The sequence below is a fragment of the Embleya sp. NPDC025285 genome, from assembly GCF_055558835.1.
Window position 1 is genome coordinate 84,943 of sequence record NZ_JBVHLU010000032.1, and the last position, 19,617, is coordinate 104,559.

At 72.3% G+C, this 19,617-nt stretch carries 26 protein-coding genes; all 26 read right to left on the bottom strand.

The window, feature by feature from the left end; all coding sequences use genetic code 11:
- Nucleotides 1-2: 2 nt before the first annotated feature.
- The 26 genes from ACZ4FV_RS22625 to ACZ4FV_RS22750 all read right to left on the bottom strand — a co-directional run bounded on the left by ACZ4FV_RS22625 (nucleotide 3) and on the right by ACZ4FV_RS22750 (nucleotide 19,454).
- Entirely contained in the window at nucleotides 3-2,714 is a 2,712-nt protein-coding gene (locus ACZ4FV_RS22625) for a hypothetical protein (RefSeq protein ID WP_465323143.1), read from the bottom strand.
- Nucleotides 2,715-2,729: 15 nt separating this feature from the next.
- A complete protein-coding gene (locus ACZ4FV_RS22630) occupies nucleotides 2,730-4,646 on the bottom strand; it encodes a phage tail tape measure protein (RefSeq protein ID WP_465323144.1) in 1,917 nt (638 codons plus the stop codon).
- 6 nt (nucleotides 4,647-4,652) lie between these two features.
- A complete protein-coding gene (locus tag ACZ4FV_RS22635) occupies nucleotides 4,653-4,802 on the bottom strand; it encodes a hypothetical protein (protein WP_402235832.1) in 150 nt (49 codons plus the stop codon).
- Nucleotides 4,799-5,209, bottom strand: a complete 411-nt coding sequence (locus ACZ4FV_RS22640; RefSeq protein ID WP_402235835.1) for a hypothetical protein — start codon at nucleotides 5,207-5,209, stop codon at nucleotides 4,799-4,801. The genes ACZ4FV_RS22635 and ACZ4FV_RS22640 overlap by 4 nt, the downstream gene beginning before the upstream one ends.
- 12 nt (nucleotides 5,210-5,221) lie before the next feature.
- On the bottom strand, nucleotides 5,222-5,734 hold the full coding sequence (locus tag ACZ4FV_RS22645) for a hypothetical protein (protein WP_402235838.1): 513 nt from the start codon (nucleotides 5,732-5,734) through the stop codon (nucleotides 5,222-5,224).
- Nucleotides 5,734-6,144, bottom strand: coding sequence for a phage tail tube protein (locus ACZ4FV_RS22650; protein ID WP_465323145.1), 411 nt, complete (start codon nucleotides 6,142-6,144; stop codon nucleotides 5,734-5,736). Before ACZ4FV_RS22650 ends, ACZ4FV_RS22645 begins: the two co-directional genes overlap by 1 nt.
- Before the next feature lie 4 nt (nucleotides 6,145-6,148).
- Nucleotides 6,149-6,883 carry a hypothetical protein gene (locus tag ACZ4FV_RS22655; RefSeq protein ID WP_465323146.1) on the bottom strand — a complete coding sequence of 245 codons (735 nt, stop codon included), beginning with the start codon at nucleotides 6,881-6,883 and terminating at the stop codon, nucleotides 6,149-6,151.
- A 4-nt stretch (nucleotides 6,884-6,887) separates the two neighbouring features.
- Nucleotides 6,888-7,334, bottom strand: a complete 447-nt coding sequence (locus ACZ4FV_RS22660) for a hypothetical protein (RefSeq protein ID WP_402235845.1) — start codon at nucleotides 7,332-7,334, stop codon at nucleotides 6,888-6,890.
- 14 nt (nucleotides 7,335-7,348) lie between these two features.
- On the bottom strand, nucleotides 7,349-7,945 hold the full coding sequence (locus ACZ4FV_RS22665; protein WP_465323147.1) for a head-tail connector protein: 597 nt from the start codon (nucleotides 7,943-7,945) through the stop codon (nucleotides 7,349-7,351).
- Nucleotides 7,942-8,709 carry a hypothetical protein gene (locus ACZ4FV_RS22670; RefSeq protein WP_465323148.1) on the bottom strand — a complete coding sequence of 256 codons (768 nt, stop codon included), beginning with the start codon at nucleotides 8,707-8,709 and terminating at the stop codon, nucleotides 7,942-7,944. Before ACZ4FV_RS22670 ends, ACZ4FV_RS22665 begins: the two co-directional genes overlap by 4 nt.
- Entirely contained in the window at nucleotides 8,702-8,938 is a 237-nt protein-coding gene (locus tag ACZ4FV_RS22675) for a hypothetical protein (RefSeq protein ID WP_465323149.1), read from the bottom strand. Before ACZ4FV_RS22675 ends, ACZ4FV_RS22670 begins: the two co-directional genes overlap by 8 nt.
- Before the next feature lie 94 nt (nucleotides 8,939-9,032).
- Complete coding sequence (locus ACZ4FV_RS22680) at nucleotides 9,033-10,478, bottom strand: phage major capsid protein (protein WP_402235856.1); 1,446 nt, start codon at nucleotides 10,476-10,478, stop codon at nucleotides 9,033-9,035.
- On the bottom strand, nucleotides 10,475-11,317 hold the full coding sequence (locus ACZ4FV_RS22685; RefSeq protein ID WP_402235857.1) for an HK97 family phage prohead protease: 843 nt from the start codon (nucleotides 11,315-11,317) through the stop codon (nucleotides 10,475-10,477). The genes ACZ4FV_RS22680 and ACZ4FV_RS22685 overlap by 4 nt, the downstream gene beginning before the upstream one ends.
- 3 nt (nucleotides 11,318-11,320) lie before the next feature.
- Complete coding sequence (locus tag ACZ4FV_RS22690; protein WP_465323162.1) at nucleotides 11,321-12,538, bottom strand: phage portal protein; 1,218 nt, start codon at nucleotides 12,536-12,538, stop codon at nucleotides 11,321-11,323.
- A gap of 2 nt (nucleotides 12,539-12,540) precedes the next feature.
- Nucleotides 12,541-12,771 carry a hypothetical protein gene (locus ACZ4FV_RS22695; protein WP_465323150.1) on the bottom strand — a complete coding sequence of 77 codons (231 nt, stop codon included), beginning with the start codon at nucleotides 12,769-12,771 and terminating at the stop codon, nucleotides 12,541-12,543.
- A 14-nt stretch (nucleotides 12,772-12,785) separates the two neighbouring features.
- Nucleotides 12,786-14,318: a terminase large subunit domain-containing protein gene (locus ACZ4FV_RS22700; protein ID WP_465323151.1), complete on the bottom strand. Its 1,533-nt coding sequence runs from the start codon at nucleotides 14,316-14,318 to the stop codon at nucleotides 12,786-12,788.
- Nucleotides 14,287-14,532: a hypothetical protein gene (locus ACZ4FV_RS22705; RefSeq protein WP_465323152.1), complete on the bottom strand. Its 246-nt coding sequence runs from the start codon at nucleotides 14,530-14,532 to the stop codon at nucleotides 14,287-14,289. Before ACZ4FV_RS22705 ends, ACZ4FV_RS22700 begins: the two co-directional genes overlap by 32 nt.
- Before the next feature lie 266 nt (nucleotides 14,533-14,798).
- Nucleotides 14,799-15,092, bottom strand: coding sequence for an HNH endonuclease (locus tag ACZ4FV_RS22710; protein WP_465323153.1), 294 nt, complete (start codon nucleotides 15,090-15,092; stop codon nucleotides 14,799-14,801).
- Between the two features lie 3 nt (nucleotides 15,093-15,095).
- The gene (locus tag ACZ4FV_RS22715) at nucleotides 15,096-15,356 is read right to left on the bottom strand and encodes a hypothetical protein (protein WP_465323154.1); all 261 of its coding nucleotides are present in this window, start codon (nucleotides 15,354-15,356) and stop codon (nucleotides 15,096-15,098) included.
- Between the two features lie 22 nt (nucleotides 15,357-15,378).
- The gene (locus ACZ4FV_RS22720; protein WP_465323155.1) at nucleotides 15,379-15,846 is read right to left on the bottom strand and encodes a hypothetical protein; all 468 of its coding nucleotides are present in this window, start codon (nucleotides 15,844-15,846) and stop codon (nucleotides 15,379-15,381) included.
- A 110-nt stretch (nucleotides 15,847-15,956) separates the two neighbouring features.
- Nucleotides 15,957-16,181, bottom strand: a complete 225-nt coding sequence (locus tag ACZ4FV_RS22725) for a hypothetical protein (protein WP_465323156.1) — start codon at nucleotides 16,179-16,181, stop codon at nucleotides 15,957-15,959.
- A 136-nt stretch (nucleotides 16,182-16,317) separates the two neighbouring features.
- Entirely contained in the window at nucleotides 16,318-16,515 is a 198-nt protein-coding gene (locus tag ACZ4FV_RS22730) for a hypothetical protein (RefSeq protein ID WP_465323157.1), read from the bottom strand.
- Between the two features lie 141 nt (nucleotides 16,516-16,656).
- Nucleotides 16,657-17,745, bottom strand: a complete 1,089-nt coding sequence (locus ACZ4FV_RS22735) for a hypothetical protein (protein ID WP_465323158.1) — start codon at nucleotides 17,743-17,745, stop codon at nucleotides 16,657-16,659.
- A 26-nt stretch (nucleotides 17,746-17,771) separates the two neighbouring features.
- Nucleotides 17,772-18,146 (bottom strand): hypothetical protein, encoded by a 375-nt coding sequence (locus tag ACZ4FV_RS22740; RefSeq protein WP_465323159.1) that lies wholly within the window; start codon nucleotides 18,144-18,146, stop codon nucleotides 17,772-17,774.
- Nucleotides 18,143-18,382: a hypothetical protein gene (locus ACZ4FV_RS22745; protein WP_465323160.1), complete on the bottom strand. Its 240-nt coding sequence runs from the start codon at nucleotides 18,380-18,382 to the stop codon at nucleotides 18,143-18,145. The genes ACZ4FV_RS22740 and ACZ4FV_RS22745 overlap by 4 nt, the downstream gene beginning before the upstream one ends.
- Nucleotides 18,383-18,731: 349 nt before the next feature.
- Nucleotides 18,732-19,454: a hypothetical protein gene (locus tag ACZ4FV_RS22750; protein ID WP_465323161.1), complete on the bottom strand. Its 723-nt coding sequence runs from the start codon at nucleotides 19,452-19,454 to the stop codon at nucleotides 18,732-18,734.
- Between the last annotated feature and the right edge of the window lie 163 nt (nucleotides 19,455-19,617).

Sequence of the window (19,617 nt, forward strand, 5' to 3'; positions counted from 1 at the left end):
ACCTACAGGGCGACGATCGCCGGGCGGGCCAGGCGCACGTCGGCGTCGGCGAGTTGGGCCTTGACGACGCCGTTGACGGACCGGGTGACGGTGAACGTCTGCGGCGAGCTGGTGCCGCTGATCGCGGTGACGGTCATGACCTCGCCGCCGACGCGGATGTCGACCGGCATCTCGGCGCCGCTGGTGGTCCACAGCGGGCCGGTGGTCACCGCGACCGACAGCGCGGTGGCGGTGGCGCCGGCGGCGGCGGCGAGTTTGGATCCGTCGGTGTCGACGGTGTCGGTCTCGACCGTGCCGACGTACCAGGGCCCGGCCGGTGAGCAGTTCAGGACCAGGTCCCAGTCGCGGCTGCCGAGGGTCTCGGTGTACCCCTGGGCCAGCAGGTCGATGGGGTCGGGCGGCAGCCACGCGGGTGGGTGGGTGATGGTGAGGCGGTCGCCGACGTCCAGGGTGGTCGCCGCGGTGATGAGGTGCGGCGCGGCCGCCAGGTCCACGTGGACGGTGGGATAGCGGGCTTCGGACCAGGTGCCCAGGTGCAGGCGCCACCCGGCGATCGGCTCGGGCTGGGTGTCGTGGGTGAGGTTGAGGGTGACGGACTCGTCGTACCGTCCGATCCCGGCCGGCGGCGCGAGGACGGACAGGGGCGACGTCTGGTCGACCAGGCGCGCCGACGAGCCGCCGGCGCGGCTGACGGTGACGTCGTTGCGGGTGGCCTGGTCGTCGTCGACGGGTTCCAGCGGCGGGGCGACCTCGCCGGGCGCGGCGTAGTCCAGGACGAGCGCGGCGGCCTGGTTGTAGAGGGAGGTGCGGGGACGGTAGGTGAGGGCGGTGCGGTCGCGGGCCTCGGTGAGGATGCCGCCGTCCGCGTCGGCGCACTCGCCGAGCAGGTCGAGCAGGGTCGCCGGGCGTTGCGGGCCCAGGGGCATCTGTTCGGCGAGGATGCCGCCGGCGGCCGCGGGCACGCCCTCCTCGTCGCACAGACGCCTGATTCGGGTGCCGGCGACCTCGGCGTTGAATCCGTGGTCCGCGAACGCGTAGGCCTCGACGGCGGTCGAGGCGAACACGCCGAGGTGCCCGATGTGGGTGCCGGCCAGGTCGGGACCGAACGCCGTGTCGATCGCGGTGACCCGGCCGGCGGTGCCGACGTAGGTGGTGTCGAACTGCCCGGCCGAGCCGCCGATGGTGTCCCATCGCAGCGTCCAGCGCACGTTTCCGCTTTCCTGGACGGCGCTGAACTGCTGTCGACACCACACGTCGACCGCGGGGGCGAACGCGACGGCCTGGTCGACGACCTTGACGCCGGTGGAGTCGTATCCGGTGGTGATGGCCAGGTTGTTCTGTACCGCAACGACCCACCGCACGACGGTCCCGGTGGAGCTCCACTCCATCAGCGTCGACTCGCCGGCGGCCAGCGCGTCGAGGCGGAACACGAATTGCACGCTCCATTGCCCGGTGACGGTCGCGGGCGGCGGGACGGTGGCGCGGATGGTGGCGCCCGTCCCGATCGAGGGCAGGGCTCGGGAGCCGGCAAGGCCGTCGTTGTCGGCGAACGTCAGGCCGGACACGTCCAGGGGCGCGATGCCGGGGAGCGGCGAGTAGGCGTGGGTGGCGTCGCGGTCGTCCTCCATGGGCCAGTACGCCAGCGGGGCCTGCGAGGGGATGCGCCGGCGCAGGGTCGAGTCCAGGGGTGAGGCTCCCTGGCCGAGGCGGCGCAGGATGCCGGCGGCCTCGACCGGTACCCACACGTCCCGTCCGGAGACGTCCCACCGCGAAGGCCACGCGCTGATCTCGCCGACGAACCTTGTGCGGCGGTTGGTGATCGTGGCGGCGCCGCCGAGGGTCCAGGTGCGGCCGGCGGAGTCGGCGAACGTCGTGGTGCCCGGGGTCTGGGCAGTGAAGTCGGGGGAGGCCACCAGCGTGCCGGCGATGCCGTTGCGGACCTGGGCGGCGTGGACCCGACCGACCAGGGGCGTGAACACGAGGTCGGCGACGTCGGCGATCTGTAGGGGCGCGGTGCTCGCGTACACGCTGGTGGTGCCGGCGGTGACGACGGGATCGCCCAGGGCGGTCCAGGGCCCGGCGATGGTGGGCGCGGTGTAGAACACCACCGTGTTCCCGCCGGCGCCGTTGTTCACGTCCAGGGTCACGCGCACGGCCAGGCGCCCGGACGGCGGGATGTCCAGCGGGGCGGTGGCCCCGGACTGAAGGACGCTCGTGCCGTCCGTGCTCCACCCGAAAAACAGGGTGCCGCCGCCGAAGGTGATCAACCTCCACGATCGCTGGTTGCCGGTGGGCAAGTATTTGGCGATGAGCTCGACCGTGTCCGGGGTGCGCCAGTCGGGCAGGGTGGCGTCGATGCGCACGTCGAGGTCGCCGGTGATGTCCAGGGCGGCGTGGTCGGGGGTGGTCGCGCGGTCGCCCGCGCCGCCGGGCGCGTCGAGGTAGGACGGCCCGGCCAGGACCGAGACGCGCACCGGCGTGTTGCGGCCGATCTGCCCGTAGTAGGGGCTCGTCGGGTTGCGCGGCGAGTACTTCCCGGACCTGTTGTTCAGGGTCAGGCTGCATCGGCCGGCGTCGACGCGGGCGCCCTCGTCGGCGCGGCCGCGGGTGATGGTGATGCGGTCGCGCAGGTACACGTCGGAGGTGATGTCGGTCCAGGCCGTGCCGATGCGCACGGCCACCTCGACCGGCAGCGGACTCTGGGGAAACGCCACGGTGTTCCTCCGATCTCAGGTGCCGAACGCGGTCTGGACCTGGCCGCGGCCGTCGACGCGGACCATGCGGCGGATCAACCTCTTCATGTCCTCGTCGGCGCCGGTGACGTCGAGGACCAGGCGCACGGTCTGGCCGCCGCCCCCTCCCGCGCGCGAGAGCGGCGTCACCCGCGCGCCGGCCGGCAGGTCGAGGATCTCGGGCCCGCCGTCGCCGACGACGACCCGGCCGCCGCGGACGATGTCACCACCGCGCGCCAGGAACGGGATATCGGGGGTGCCCAGGGTGAACGAGGGGACGGACACGCCCATGAAGCTGCCGCCGCCGACGGTGAACGACAGGCGATTCCAGCCGCCGATCACGCCGTTCACGGCTGATCGGAAGCCGCCGCTGATGCCGTTCCACATGCCGGCGGTGGCGCTGGTCACCCGGCCCGGTAGTCCGGTGAGCCAGGACATCATTCCGTCCCAGGTGCCGCGGATGCCCTCGCCCATGCGGGTCGCGCCGCCGGCGATCCCGTCCCAGACCGCGACGACGCCCGGCCACAGGGTGCCGGTGAACCAGCCGGCGACCGACTGGATCGTCGACCAGGTCGCCGACCAGGCGGCGGTCACGATCGCGCGGAAGGTCTCCGAGTTCTGCCACAGGAGCACCAGCGCGGCGACCAGGGCGATGATGCCGATGATCACCCAGGTGATCGGCGATGCGGCCATGGCTGCGTTCCACAACCACTGCACGCCGGTCGCGGCCGCAGTGGCGCCGGTCCACACGACCTGCGCCGCAGCCCACGTCATCATGCCCGCCTTGACGACCAGGACGGCGGCGGCGATACCGGCCAGCGTGATCAACGCGGGCCGCATGTACTGCTGGTGGGTCTGTGCGAACTGCACGACTACGCCGCCGATTTCGCCGAGCTTGGCCATCACGGTCCGCTTGAAGGCCTCAAGCCTGCGCGAGGGGTCCTTTGCCAGGGTGTCGGTCATCCTGGTAGCCGCCCCGGCCGTGTTGTCCATGCCCGTCGCGGCCGCCGCAGAGGCGGGATTCAGTGCGAAAAGGGCATCGGCCATCACAGTGCCGGGGTCACCAAAAAGTGCCGTGGCCGCGTTGAGTTTGACGCTCTCGTCCTTGGTGCCGCGTAGCGCGTCGAGGGTGATCTGGAGTGCCGACGCGGCGGTCGGGCCGCCCTTGGCGATCTTGGCGGCCATGTCGTCCGCGTCCAGGCCGATGCTCTTGAACGCGTCTTTCGCGGCGGTGCCGCCGGCCAGGGCCAGCTCGCCGAACTGGCCGATGGCATCGGCGACCTGGTCGATGTCGCGGGCGCCGCCCTTGACGCCCTGGGCGAGCAGCGCCATGGCAGTGGTGCCGTCCAGGCCCAGCCTGCGGAACTGCGTGCTGTACTCGTTAATCGTGGCTGGCAGGTCGGCCTGCATGCTCTTGGGCAGGCTCTGTGCGGCCGAGGTGATCAGGTCGAACGCCTCGACGCCGTTCTTGGCGAGGCCGGTCTTGATGAGCTGGCCGGCGGCCGTCGTCGCCTCACCCACGTCGAACTCGAAGACCTCGGCGAGCGCCGTCGCCTGCTTGGTCATCCGGATCAGTTCGGTGTCGCTGGTCGTGCCCAGGGCGCCGACCGAGGTGATGACCGCACTCAGCGCGCCGTTGACGTCCTGGATGCTCTCGCCGAATCCCGACTTGAATGCCGCCCCCGACAGCTTCGCGACGCGGGCGGCCTGGTCGCCGGTGAGGTCGAGCTGCGCGGCCATCACGCTGTTGGCGCGGCTCATGTCCAAGTTGGTGGCCACACCCGACGCGAGAGCACCGGCGATACCTGCGCTGATCGCGCCGGCGGTGGCGGTGAACTTGTCCTTCATCGCGTCCAGTTGGCCGCTCGCGCGGTCCTTGGCGATCAGGTTGAACACCAGCGACGTGTCCGACATGCCGGCTCACCTCCTCCCGGCCGACTCGGCCTTTTCGATCTCGTCGCGGTAGGAGTCCAACCAGGCCAGCACCTCGTCGGCCTCGTCGACGGTGAGCAGGGCCCACTCCCACGGCCGGATGCCGAGCAGGTGCGCGGCGTTGCCGAGCTGCCTCAATCGGCGATCGGCCGCCGTGCTTTTCCCTCGTCGGCCGGGTCGTCCCATGCCGTCTCGATCTCGGCGTCCAACGCGGTCAGCCGGGCGGCGAGCTCGTCGCCGTGCAGGGCCTCGGCGGTCTCCGCGCGCAGCTCGATCAGCTCGGCCTTGGAGAACTCCAACTTCAGTTCGTCCCAGGCGAAATCGACGTCGGCGAACCGCAACTTGGGGTGCTCGCGCCGCATGAAAGTGAACAAGAGCGCGCGCCGACACAAGGCGTGCCCCTGGATGACGTCCATGGTGAATTGGGTGAACGGCCGGTCGGTCCTGCGCTCGAGGTCCTCGCGCTCGATCGACATGAGCTTGCGCGGGTCGTAGCGCCAGCGGGTCGGCTCGTCGGCGCCGTCGGGGGTGTAGACCAGGTACACGGGCGTCGCTCCTTACGTGGGTGGGATGCGGTTGGCGATGCGGCGGGCCATGGATTCCATGGCGTCGCGGATCGCGTCGGCGTACAGGTGGCCGCGGCGGCTCATGGCGTCGTCGAACCAGTTGAGCGACCCGCGCTGTTCGTGCCAGACGTCGCTCTTGTAGATCTGCGTGCGCCACGTCTCCTGCTGGGTCCTTTTCGCGGCGTTCGCGAAGCCCCTGACGTTGGGCGTCTTGCGGGCCTTGACCCGCGCGCCCGACCAGCGGCCGCCCAGCTTGACCTCGGACCGGATCCTGCGGGCGATCGAGGTGCGCAGGCCCGGGGACGCGGTGCCCATGCCCGCGGACGCCATGCCCATGATCCCGGTGCGGGCGTCGCCGATCGCCGGCTTCAGGGCGTCGCGCAAACCCTGGGCGAGTTCCTTGCGCAGTTCCTTGCCGTCGGCCTCGGCGCGGATCGCCCGCACGAGGGCGTCGAGACCTTCGTGGGACACGCTGAGGTCGACCGGCGGGTCGGGGCGGGCCATCAGGCGGTCGCCCTGGTCACCACGCCGGACGTCGGGTACGAGACCTTGACGGACGCGTCGTCGCCCACGCCGCCCTCGATCGGGGACCACTTGTTGATCAGCACGCTGCCGGTGTACTTCGGGTTGGACGTGCCGACGGCGGCCTGGTCCGCGCGGACTTCGAAGGACACGACCTGGCCGAGGAGCGGCCACATGATCGAGTCGAGCTTGGTCGCGGCGAAGTCCTGCTTGAACTCCAGCGCGATCTCGCCGGACTTGAGGCCGCCGAGTACTTCCTTCCAGCCGAGTGATCCGTAGGTCGTGACGTCCTTGTCCTCGACCTCGATCGCGATCTCGGCCTTGGTGGCGTAGGTCGACAGGTCGTTGGCGTTGATCGATACGTAGGCGGCGAGCAGGACCATCTTGGGCATGGGATCACCTGATTCCGAGTGCGCTGGCGAACATGAACGAGGGGGCGGTGCCGGTGATGGTCCAGGCAAGCCGGTACCAGGTGTCGGCGATCGCGGTGCCGTCGGTGCGTAGGGTCTGACCGCCGGCGACGCTCGCCGCGGTGAAGGTGGCGCGGGTGGTGGGGCTCGCGAAACCGCTCGCGTCGTCCGACTCGACCCGCGCGGTGATGGTCGGCGTGGCGGTGCCCGCGACCGAGAGCACGTGCAGTGCGGCGTACAGCCGTTTCCCGGTGGTGACGGCGCCGAGCTGCATGGCGGTGCCGACCCCGGTCACGGTGCGCGCGGTACCGGGCGGGTGCGCGACGCTCCCGCGCACCAGCGGCCATGACGATTTCGCGCTGCCCTTCCACGGGGCGATCTCGCCGACCTGGTCACCGAGGCTGTAGGCCGCGCGCAGGGCCTGGGTGAAGTACGCGAGATCGCCCACGGCGGCGCCGACCGGGCCCACCGTCCACGGGCCGATGCCGCCGAGTTGGGACCAGGATGCGTCGTCGACCATGCTCGGGTCGCCGGCCTCCCACAGGCCTTCGGCGGAGATCTCGGCCGACGACAGGCCGCCGAGCAGTTCCTTCCATCCGCCGCTGCCGTAGGTGGTGGCGTCCTTGTCCTCGACCTCTGCCGAGATCTCGACCTTGGTCGAGGCCCCGGTGAGGTCGAGGCCGACGGCGAACGCGCGCACGTTGAGCAGGATCATGCCCATGACTTCAACTCCCGTCCCCGATCACGCGGATCGTGAGCTCGGCGCCGACGTATTGGGTGCCGGCGTGTTCGTACCAGCGGTAGCCGGCGACACGCACCACGTGCAGGTCGTCGGCGAGGCCGCCCAGGGCCGCCTCGCCGGGCGCGCCGCGGGCCGCCTCGATCGCCTGTTTCAGCGATGCGGGTCCGCCGCCGGAGAGCATGGCGTCGAGGTGGGCCTGGGCGGTGCGGTCGTCGGCGCGGCCGACCAGGACCCGGGCGGTGAACTCGACCTCGTCCTGGCCGCGCCCGAAGGCCTTGTCGTAGGTGATGTTGTATTCGCCGACGAAGAAGTGCGGTTCGATCACCGCGTCGGGTGTGAAGCCGCTGCAGGTGAGGTGGCCGGCGATTTTGGGCAGGACGACCGCGCGGGCGGCGGTGGCGATGGCCGCGCGTACGGCGGAGATCTGCACGGCGGTTCCTTCCTCTATGCGAACGCCGGCAGGACCAGGCGCTGCAGCTGCATGCCGACGTCGGGGTCGACGCGGGTCAGGCGCATCCCGCCCCACTCGGCGGACCCGGTGATGCCCTCGGGGCTGTTTCTGCGGTTCCACAGCCGTGAGGCCTGCAGCACGGTGGCCATCTCGACGGCGGTGGGGATGGCGGGCCATCCCCACCGGGCGGTGATCCGTGCGCGGGTGCCGGGCGCGGCGTGCCATCCGCCGGGCCGGGCGAGTGAGGTGTACGGCCATGTCTGGTCGTCGTCGTGGTCGCGGATGGGTTCGACCTCGGTGGTGATGTCGCGCCAGGCGCCGGGGCGGCCGAGCTCGACGACGAGGCCGGTGGTGGTGCCGATGTCGGGGACCAGCAGCCGCGGGCCGTCCTGGTCGACGACGACCCGGCGGGCGATCCGCAGGGTGCGTGGTGCGGGGATGTCGTCGAGGTGGAATCGGCGGCCGCAGTGCGAGTCCACGCCGCGTGAGGCGGCGTCCAGACGCTGCTGCAGCTGTTCGTCGCGGTCGTCGTCGAGGATGCCCATGGATTCCTTGAAGAACGCCAGGGTCACGTACGCCGGTTCGCTCATGGGCCGGTCCCGGGGGCGGCGGGCGGCGGGGCGCCGATCCACACCTGTTTGTGGTGGGTGGCCAGGATCCCGGTGTGGACGTGGACGGGGGCGCTCGCGTCCGCCACGCGCCTGCAGAACGAGAGGTCCTCGGACACCCACCGGCCGTCCTGGTAGCGGATGGGGTCGTACCAGCTGTCGCCGTGGCGGCGGCGGATCGCCTCGGCGACGTAGCGGTGGATGAGGATGCACGCCGAGCCGGTGCCGGCGACCGGAACGAGCGTGTCGGGTGGGACGTCGGCGACGGGCGCGAACCCGGTCCGGCCCTGGGGGTCGGTCGCGACCTGGTACATCGTGGGCACGGCGGTGATGTGGCGGCCGCCGTACCCGTCCGGGCCGATCTCGCGGGCGGAGTAGGCCAGTGCGCCGACGACGGGCCGGGTGGCGGGGTCGGCGGCGGCCAGGAGGCGGTCGACGGTGTCGGGACGAAAGCCCATGTCGGTGTCGATCCACCACAGCCATTCGTGGTCGGTCTCGTCGAGCCACTGCCGCATCACGGAGTTGCGGGCCTGGACGAGGCCGCCGGTGGGGCAGGACACCATGATCGGTCCGCCGCTGCGGACGATACGGCCGTCGTGGTCGAGGTCGTGCAGGAGCAGCGCCGTGACCGACTCGTGCCAGCAGTGGGACACGATGTGCGGGTGCAGGTAGGCGACTTGGACCAGGCCGTCGCCGGTGGACTCCTCCGGCGCCCCCATCGGGACGGCGGGTTCGGGCTCACGCATTCGGGGCGGTCGTCTTCCTGGGCGGGCGGGCGGGGCTGCGTTGGCCCGGTTCGCGGGTCGCCCGCTCGATCCGCGGGGGCATCGGCAGTTGCGCGGGTGCGTCGCCGTCGCCGAACAGGTCGGGCCGCTCGATCACCAGCGGGTGATCGTCGTCGACGGTCATGCCCTCGCGCAGCGTCGTGCTGCCGCCGGACCAGCGCACGACGCAGGTCATCAGTGCGTGCTTCACCGTGGGCTCCTCTCGCCCTGGAATGGGGGCGGCGGCACGCGTGGGGCGCGCCGCCGCCCGGGGGAATGCGTGCCCGAGGGCACGCCGCCGCCGGTCAGGCGCCGTCGTTGTTGACCAGGAGCCGGAACCCGGTCGGGTTGATGACGCCGGCGCCGACGCGGGCCCAGGCGAACCAGCCGCGCTGGCCGGTCGGCCGGTTGTTCGTGACGTCGAACAGCATCGGCACGAACTCGACCGACATGCCCGCGCGTTGGGCGACCAGGTAGTTCCGGAAGTCGCCGACCAGCAGGAGCGGCTGGGTGCCGGTTCCGGCGATGAGCGAGCTCATGTAGTCGTTCATCGGGTACTCGCGGCCGAACAGGCGCGGGATCGCGGACTCGGTGATGTTGACGGAGAAGTTCGGGTCCGTGGTACCAAGTTGCCGGACCACGTTCTGCACGTCGGTCGAGCTCATGAACGCGGTGGTTTCCGAGCGGCGGTGCCGCTGGGGCAGCGCGGCCCACAGGTCGTAGATGTCGGCGGCGCCGATCGCCCCGGACGTGGTCACCTCCAGCTCGACGTTGGTGTTCGCGTCGAGCGCGGCCACCAGGCCGGTCGGCTCGTTGGACCCGGCGGTGCCGTTGGTCAGCTTGCTCGCCAGGAGTTCGTCGTACCCGTCGGCGAGGAGCTGTGCCATCTGTTCGGCGAACCCGGGCCAGTCCATGCCGACCTCGATCGAGAACGGCACGAACCCGTCCGCGCGGCGGGTGGGCACCTCCGGCTGGGCGATCGTCGGCGAGTTGTCGGCGGCGGTGGCGCCCTCGGCCTTGAACGACCAGGTGACGCCCGCGCTGGACAGGCCGCGCCAGGTGTCGTTGGTGATCGTCTCGACCCTGGCCAAACGAAGGATGTCGTTCGAGGAGCCCTGCGCGGTGAGGATCACGGTGGGGTCGATCAGGACCGGCACCGCGAACCCGCCGGCGGCGTCCACCCCGACCGACATCGCGCGTTTGATCAGTTGTACCCGCTCGATCGCGCGGGCCTCGTCCTGGGTGAACGCCGGGGACTGCGAGGCGGCCGACCGCTGGAACGCGCTGCGGTAGGCCGGGTTCTCCGTCGCGAGCAGCAACTGACCGACGAGCTCGCCGTTCGTGTCGCCGGTGTGTGTGCGCAGGATGCTCTGGACCTGGGACTTCTGGTCGGCGCGCAGGTGCCGGCCGCCCTGCGGGTCGTCGAGGACGGCCATCGCCCGCGAGTACACCGCGTCGCCGCGCAGGGTCCGCGGGTCGTCCTCGAACGGGTCGGTGTCGGGCGTGAACTGTGTGCTGTTCCAGCGTTCGCGGGACGCGTTCAGGCGGGCGCGGCGCTCCAGGGTGGAGTGCTCGTCCTCGCGCCAGGCGCGTTCGGTCTCCAGGGTGTCCCAGTCCTCGCGCGCGGCCGCGCTCAGCGGCTGGTCGCCCGCCTCGCGGTGCATGCGCGCGAGCTCTTCGTTGATCTGTTCGATGCGGCGCCTCGCCGCGTCGGCGTTCGCGCTCGCCAGGTATTCGGTCGGCATGGTCATCGGTTCCTTACGCCGTAGCGGTTCAGGCGGCGGAGTCGTTCCGCCGCGGTGAGCTCGCCGACGTGGCGGGCCGACGCGGGCGCGTCGGGTGCCGAGGTGGCGGGTTCGCCCTGTTCGGGGGCCGCGGGCACCTGCCGGGTGGGCGAGGTGGTGCGGAGCCCGTGCAGGGCGCGGAATGCGTCGTACGCGCGCTGTTGCTCGCGGACGGAGTGTTCGTCGCCATGTTCGGCGAGGTCGGCCATGAGCCAGTCGGCGCCGGAGCGCAGCCCGGCCGTGGCGTCGGGGTTCGCCGGCCACGTCACCGGCCCGGCCTCCATCAGCCGAACCTCGGTGATGGTGCGCTCGGGCAGGCGTTGCGGGTTGTGGTCGGACGCCTCGGGCTCGTTGTTCCACTCCTCGGCGAGGACCTCGAACATGAACGAGCTGCCGTAGGCGCCGGCTTCCAGGCCGGGGACCAGGTCGCGGTTGTAGGAGGTGTCCAGCAGCGGGACCTCCATGTAGGGGGACGTCTCGCGTTCCTCGATCAGGGCCGGCACACCCAACGCCTTGGACCCGATCGCGCTGTCGCGGCCGTGGTTGAACAGCACCTTGACCGCCGACCCGTTGTTGGCGATCGTCCGTTTGAACGCGCCCGGCGCCGTCGACTCCAGGAACCGCCCCTCCCACCAGCTGTCGATCTCGTACCAGGTGCCGAACCGGGAGAACTCGACGGTCATCACCGGCATGCCCGCCTCGTCGTCCGCGCGGGCGGCGCGTGCGGCATGCGGGGCGGGCGGTGCGGCGAGTGCGGGGGCGGCGGTGGTGCCGCGGATCAGATACAGCCCGCGGATCGCGGCCATGGGTCACTCCTCCTGGGTGGGGTCGACGTCCGTCGGTGGTGGATCGTCGGACTCGTCGGGTGCGGGGCCGGTCGCGGCGGCGGGCACGTACGGGGCGTCGCCCCACGGCACGGGCGGCCGGTCCTCGATCGCCCGGACCTCGTTGATCGTCTGCCAGGCCGCGGTCAGCGACGAGCCGTACGCGGCGTACCGCTGGGCGGTGTTCGTCTCCAGGAGCGCGTCCCGGTTCAGCCGCACGTACTGCGGCCGCGGCAGGAACTCGAACAGCAGCCGTTCCAGGCGGCGGATCCACTTCCCGACGGCGTACTTGAGCAGGTGCAGGTCGCGGTCGACGATGTTCGCGTACGTCATCGACCCGGAGCCGTAGCCCAGGACCTCGGCGATGCCGGGGCCGAAGATCCGCGCGCACTCGGCCGCGCTGTATCCCTGCGTCTGCAGGAACTGTGACTCCTCGGCCGAGACCTGCAGGGGCCTGTAGTCCCAGCCCTTGCCCATCACCAGCGGTTCCCGGCGGCCGCGGACCGCGGCCAGGAACCGCTCCTTCGCGGTGGCGGCCTGGTCCGCGTCCAGCGCCGTCTCGGTGTTGATCAGCAACGCCGAGGGGTGCGCGCCGTCCTGGAACCACTGCAGACCGAACCGGCCGGCGGTCACCTGCTGGCCGATGGTGGTCATGTGCAGCTGCACCGGCGACAGGCCCAGCAGGCACCCGGGCATGGGGTTCACCCGCCGGTGCAGCATCTGCGCATCGGGCACCGGGGCGCCGTCGGCCGTCCACGCCACCGAGCCGTCGACACGGGTCGGGCGCACCCGATCGGGGTGGAACAGGTCGACCTGGCGCAGGAACCCGCCCGCCCCCCGGTCCAGGACCGCCCCGTAGGTGTTGCCGCGCAGCAGCCACGACATCACCACGCGATACGACCAGTCGGCCAGGCCGTGCCCGGACCCGTCGGGATCCAGCAGGTACGAGGGCATCGGCAACTGCCGTCGCTCCGCACCCGCACCCCGGTAGAGGTCGACGGGAAGTTCGGAGACCAGGCTGGCGACCAGGTCGCACGCGGACCACACCGCCACGGCCTGCAGCGGGCCTTCGGCGCTGGAGAGGTCCACGTCGGTGTACGAGTTGTTCAGGCCGCGGAACGTCGCCAGGATCTCGTCGACGGTCGAGCGGACGGGCCGAACGCCCGCGCGCGCCCGGTCGCGGTCGGGGCGGCGGGTCCACATGCTCACGCGTCCTCCCGGCGGTGGTCGAGCGCCAGGCAGAACCCGCCGGCGACGGCGGCGCCGAGGGCGGGCCACAGCATCCACCCGGCCCACGTCATCAGCGCGGCGCCGGCCAGGCCGGGCCCGTAGCGGACCACGGCACGGATCGCGTGCCCGGCCGCGCCGGCGGCGACGACGCCCGCGCGGGCGGCACGGGACGGCGGCGGGACACGCGCGCTGCGGGGTGCGGCCACGTCGGATCCTCCGATCAGTAGATGTTGGCGAGCGGGTCGTACGGCCGGGCGACCTGCGGGCCCAGGGTCAACAGGGCCCACCGCGCGAGGGTGACCGCGAGCAGCGGGGAGACGTCGGCCGTCGAGCTGCGGCGGTGCCACCGCCACGCGTCGCCGACCGGCTTGGTGCGGGCGCCGTTGACCGCGCCGGTGAGCGGCGCCTGGTCGAGGTGGACGAGGGTGCCCTGGCGCATCGCGTCCGAGAGTTGGCCGCACGCCTCGACCACGTCGTTCGGACGCACGATCACCAGGTCGCCCCGAACCGGGTCCTCCTGCAGGCCCGGCGCCCGGAAACCGGCGGCGGTCAGGTCGTTGATCAGCGCGGCCGCGGGCGAACCCGCGGCCACCGCCACCGCCACCGGGGACCACAGCGCGGACAGGCGCAGCAGCGCCGGCACCAGCCAGTCGGTGCCGGGGCGCTGGTCGACGACCTCGACGTGCATCCGCCCGTCCGCTCGCACCGACGCCACCGCGATTGAGGCCTTGTCCCGTGCGCCCGAGACGTCGATCGCGAACGCCAGGTCGTCACCGGCCTGCGAGCTCGCGTCGACCAGCGTCGGCCATCCGGCGCGCGGAACGTTCGGGTCGGCGGCGGGTGTCTTGAGCCTGGTCCGGTTGAGATAGGCCCTGTCGTACTCGGCCGGTTCGAGCCGGTCCAACTCCGAGCGCACCACCGCCTCGGTCACCGTGTGGCCCAGCGCCGGCATGCACAGGCGCCAGGTCACCGGGTCGGCGCGCGACAACTCCGGCGGCGCGTACCACTCGAAGTACGCCGCGGTCGGACGCTCGCCGGTCTGCCACCACTCCTCGATGAGCGCGCGGCCCGTCGTCCGTTTGCGGTTGAGCCACACCGACGCGTCGGTGCCGCCGGCCGAGGCCCACCACAGTTGCGCCATGTCGCGGGTCAGCATGGCCGGCGACATCGCCTGCTCGACACGATCGTCGGTGTGCGCGAAGCCCTCGTCGATCACGCCCAGGTCGAGCGCCGGACCGTGGCCCGCGCGTTCGGTGTTCGAGGTGATGCCGAGCTTGGACCGGGTGCTGGTCCACAGCACCGCCTCGTTGCCGTTGGTCATCCGGGTGCGGTACCGCCGCCGCAGCGACGACGTGTCCAGCGTCGGGACGAACTCGTCCTCCAACCGCTGTCGCGCCATGCTTCGCGTCTGCGCGGCGTACACGACGTTCTGTCTGGTCCAGGCCATGACCCGGTGCACCATCAGGGCCAGCAGCAATTGCGTCTTGCCCTGCTGGCGCGGCACCGACAGGCCCACCTCGCGGTAGACGAACAGCCCCGTGATCGGGTCGAGTTCCAGGCCCACGTCGAGGACGTACCGTTGCCACGGCATCGGGGTGTACCCCAGCCGGCCCATGACCTTCGCGGCCTGCGGGCCCAGGGTCGCGTGCTCCAGGCACCGCGGCGTGCCCCACCGCGGCGGGCACTCCAGGCCGTACAACTCGCGCAGGCGATCGGCGTACTCAGGCGGGTGCTGCCAGGTCGCCGAGTCCATCGTCGCCCTCCTCGACCATCCGACCGGCGAGAATCGCGGCGAGCGTGGCGCGCAGCTCGCGGTTGAGCGCGGGCAGCATCCGGCCCTCGTCGCCGCCGCCCTGGTCGATCGCGCGGGCCAGGGCGTAGGCCATCTCCGACAGGGACGGCTCGACGCCGACCAGGTCGCCCAGGTCGTCGACGTCGCGGTGCACGGCCTTCTCGACCGGACCCACGCGGCCACCCCCTCACTGTGTGTGGCCGCCCCGGCGGGCGGCGGACCGGCGGAGGCAGGCCCGGCCGACCCACCCGGCCCCGGGCTTGACGCAACACCGGGCGGTTGGGGCCCCAGGGCGGCCGCCGGTCACGCCCGGGCCAGAGCCCAGGAGGGCATATGTGCAGGTCAGGGGCCTGCGGGCCGCCCGGTGGCGCGGGCCTCGGGGAGAGAAACCCCAGTTTGGGCGTGGGGCTGGGATGAGCCCCTCCCAAAGACTGGGTTGCCTCAGCTCGGGCCGGCGTACCAGTCACGCGACGTGACGAGACGCGAGGCTTGGCTCAGCGCGCCGGTGCCCTTCTCGTTGTTGCACTTGCGCCCGCAGGTCGGGCAGCCGGCCACCCCGTGGATGGGGGCCAGGTTGTCCCGGTCGATCCGGGCGCCGCCGCGGGCGACCGGGGTGAGGTGGTCGGTGGCGTCCGACCCTGGGTGCCCGCACCAGATGCAGGTGTCGTCCTCAGCCAGGATGCTGGCGCGCATGGTGCGGTACGCGTGCGAGGTGAGGTCGGACCGGCCGGCCACCGCTCACGCCCCGCCGGCCGGCGGCGTCCATCCCAGCAGCACCAGCGCGGCATGTGCCCGCGGGGCCAGGTGGATCTCGACCTCGTCCTGGTCCACCTCGACCTCGTGCACCGCCGGGGTGAGGATCAGGCGCGCCGGCTGCCCGGCCTCGACGACCAGGTCGACGCAGGCGACCGCATCCGAGATGTCGGCGCCGTCCACCGCCAGGGCGTGCCCGGTGCCTCGGCTGGTCAGCGTCACGGCGTGCATGGGCGCGACGGACACGGTCACCTCCTATGCGACGGCGCTACTTCTTGCCGCCCGGGTCGGGGCAGTTCATCGCGATGGTCGGCCACTTGTCGGCCTTGACGCTGCCGCCGGTGTACAGCTTCGAGGCGGCCTCGTCCTTGATCCACCGGCCCGAGCACACGTACACCTTGGCGTCGGCGGTGCGAACCACGGTGATCGACACGTCCTTGGCGCCGCCGTCGATGCCCTTGGCATAGTCGCGGATCGCGGCCTGGGCCTGGTCGACCGTGACGTCCGGCACGACCAGGTCCGCTTTCCCGCCGGCGGCCCGCTTGGACTCGTTGATCACGGTGTACTTGGGCACCGCCACGGCGGCGGCGCTGCTCGCGCCGGCCTTGGCGGGCGCGGTCGTCTCGGCCTTCGCCGCCGGCGCGTCGGCCTTCTTGTCGTCGCTGTCGCCGCCGCACGCGGTGAGTAACAGCAGACCGGCCGCGGTGACGAGAGCGGCGGTGTGGCGGTGGCGCATTGGTCTCCCCAGGGTTGACGTCCCTGGTTCGACTGTTGGCGGCCGCCGGAGGTTGTACGGCGCAGCGACACGACCAACCGCAACCGGTCGACAACCGGTTGCGGCGTCGGTCACTGGGGCAGTGACGCCCGTACCGCGGCGTCCTTGGATTCGAGGAGCTTCCGCAGCGCGACGACCAGTTCGGGGCTGTCGTTGAGGCGGGCGAGCAGGTCGACCGCGATCGTGTGGAACAGGACGCTGATCGCCCGCTGTTCGCCGACGAGGTGGTCGTAGTCGAACCAGCGAGTGATCGCGACGGTGGCGGGGTGTCGGTCGGTGGTGTCGATGCGGGGCATGTGGATTCCAGCCACTCGAAGGCGGGTTCGGCGGGTGGTACGACGAGAGCCCCGGGCCGGGTCGGCTCGGGGCTCTCGGTGGTGTGTGGGCGCACTGGTGGCACTGCACGCAGTGTGACACTCGGTCGCGACGTGATCAAGCGTGATCGATTTGCGCGGCGCTCTCCTCGGGTACCAGGGCCTCGACTTCGAGCAGATCGACGAGCGCGCGCCGCCGGGCGTCGTACCCGTGGTGGCTGAGCCGGCCGCGGTGGAGCCACTGCCGGAGCAGCCTGGGGTCGACCTCGCAGTGCAGCGCGGCCGCGGGCAGGTCGACGATGATCACCCGGTCCATGTGGCCGATGCTACGTCCCGATCGCGGTGCCTGCTCGGAGTTCGCGTGACCCGCTCCCCTGGGGTCACCGTGTGGTCTACGGGGTGGTCTACGTCGCCCCGACCTGCGGTGTAGGCGTAGGTCGGGGCGGTGGGGGAGTGGTCAGCGGGTGGGTGGTCCGGCGATGCCGTCGCGGTGGCAGAGCACCCGCAGTCGGACCAGGCCCTCGGTGTCGGGGACGCGGGTGGGTTCGGTATCGGTGCCCTCCACGTCCACGCCGACCGCGCGAAGGATCGTGGCGATGCGGTGGGTGTCGTCGTCGCCGCCGGTGATGTCGACGACGGTTGCGCCGCGGCCGCCGGTCAGCCACTCGCGGTGTTCGGTGGCGGCGTCGGTGGTGTCGGCCATGCGGGCGGTGGCGACCAACAGCCGGTCGGCCCGCCCCGGGGGCAGGCATGTCCGCACGGGTACGCCGGTGGCGTCGACCAGGCCGCGCCACGCCGGCAGGCGGGCGTCGAGCAGGTCGAGCGGGTCGACGGTGAGGGGCGCGTGCCGATGCGCGAGGAAGGACAGTCGGGCAGCCTGGTCGGTGTCCCACATGATCACGCGGCGGTCGCCGAGGCGTTCGGCGATCAGCCGGGCGGCGGTGGCCTCGTCGATCGCGTGCGGCGGCACCTCGCGGTTGCCGGGGGCGACCAGGCGCACGATGGTGCGTAGTACGGGCAGGCCTGCGTGGTCGGCGGCGTGCACCGTGACGGCGGGGCACGCGCGCAACCGGCCGGTGGCGGTGCGCGATCGGGGTGCGTAGTCCAGGTGGACCCACACCGACCTCGGGTCGGCCATCACCTCGCGGGCCCACGCGGTCTGTGCCGTGCGGTCGAGGCGTGCTCGGCCCTGGGCGGTGACGATGGCGTCGACCAGGGCGCACGTGGGGCACTGCCGGCGGGTGTGTCCGTGGCGTACGGCGGCCGGGCGTTCGGTGCGGGCGCCGCAGTCCTCGCACGTGTGGGCGTCCCGGTCCATCGCGAGCAGGCGTGTGGCGGTGCTCTTGTTCGGGACGCTCTCGGTGGCGTCGTACAGGTCGTAGGTGGCGGCCCGGCCCCGGTGGTCGTGGGCGGCGACCCGGGCGGCCGGGTGCGTCGCGGGCACGCGGGGCAGGTCAAGGGCGGCGTGTTGGGTGCCGGTCAGCAGTGTCGGCACCGGGATGGCGGCCCAGCTTGGGTAGTGCGGGATCGGTTCGGGCTTGGTCACGATCGGTCCTTCCCGGGTGGCGGGTGTCATCCGTTGGCGGGTGAGAAGCGGCGGTTTTCGTACTCGGTGTCGGGGCGCGGACAGGGGGCGTGGGTGGGTGGTGTCGGGGTCGGCGGCGGGTCCGGAACGGGCACCCCGGACAGCAGCGGCTCGACGTCCTGGCGGTGGATGCCGGCGCGGCCGCCGACGAGGCCGACACGGACCTGCGGGCGTACCGGGACCGCGAGGTCCTCGAGGAGCGCGCGCAGGGCGCGGTCGTCGCGGTCGGCCCAGTGCGGGTAGCCGCGCAGGGTGGCGTACAACTCGGCGAGGTGGACGGCGAGGCGGCCGGGTCCGATGATCGCCAGGACCAGGACCAGGTAGGCCTCGCGTCGCATCTCGGCGCGGGTCGGCGCGGTCACCGCGCGCCGCGCAGGGCCAGGCCCAGCGCGAGGACCATGACGGCGCCGAGCGTGAACCACAGCATCGCCGTGCGCTGGGCGTCCGACCGCTTGCCCTTGCCGGTCTTGCGCCACTGTCCGGCGATGTAGCCGGCGATGCTGAACGCGACGGACAGGCCGACACCGATCTGCTTCGGGTTGGTCGTGCGCGTGTCGGCCTGGGCGAGCATCTCGCCGGCGAGCTGGTGCAAGCTCATGCCGCGACCGCCCGGATGGCGGGTGTGGTGGCGGGTCGTGTCGGGTCCTGTGTCCGCCCGATTCGCCCACCCGACACGTCGTGTCGGGTCGGGGCGACAACGACCTGGTTGTCGGTGCGTGTACGGCACACCGGTCGGGTCCGGGCGTGGGTTCCAGTCGCCTGGTTGGCGGGTCGATTAGGCGGCGCAGCCGTGTGGTTGGCGGCGTGTCGGGTGGTGTCGGGTGGGTGTCGCGGTGTCGTGTCGGCGGGTACGGTGCCGATCAGCCATCGGGTTTTCCTGCCTGTCGGTGGTGAGGCGTTCGGCCGGGGATACGAGCCCCGGCCGGACGCCGATTGCGTTGTGGGGGTCAGGCGGCGCCGCGGGCGCGGGCGATGCGGGTCCAGGCCCGCCGGCCGTACGCGGTGCGGCATCCGGTGCAGGTGACGACGTCGTCGTCGGGCGCGACCGCCAGGTCGACACCGCACGCGGGATTGGGGCAGGCGCCGACGTACCGCTCGTCCTGGTGGTCGAGCGCGGTCCGGAGCTGCCGCAGGATGCGGCGAGCGGTGATGGTGATGTCGTCGAGGACGAGCGTGGGCACGCCGTCGTCGAGCGCGCTCAGCAGCCACGTGCACGCCCACTCGGCCCCGTGGCGGTGCGAGGCGTTGTAGCGCCACCGCCCGGGGTCGTCGGCGGGGAACGGGCCCAGGACCGGGCGGGCGATCCGCACCGGCCGCACGCCCCTGGCGAGCCACACGCGGCTGCTCTCCACACGCGTGCTCACCGACGCCGGCGGACGCTGCACGCGTTGCGCGACGCGGTCGGCGAGGTCGCACAGGTCCTCGGCCAGGGTGCGCTCGACGTGCAACAGATTGAGATCCAGGGGCGCGGGCGATGCGCCGCGGCCGATGGCACCGCCCTCGCGGTCGGCCCGTTCGGCGGCGAACCGCTCCTCTTGAAGGGCCTGTTCGGCGGCGGTGAGCGCGCGTGGCGTGCCGCTGTCGCGCGGACGGGTGCCGGGCGCCGCGACCAACTCCGGCCACAGGTCTCGGATTGCGGTCAGGTCGCGATCTGCGCTGCTGGGCTGCATGGCGGTCTCCTGCGTCGTACGGTGGCGACCCCTCCCCAGGGTCACCGGGCCCGGGGGGGGGGGGGGGGGGGGGGGGGGGGGGGGGGGGGGGGGGGGGGGGGGGGGGGGGGGGGTTGTGGGGGGGGGGGGGGGGGGGGGGGGGGGAGAAAAAAAAAAAAAAAAA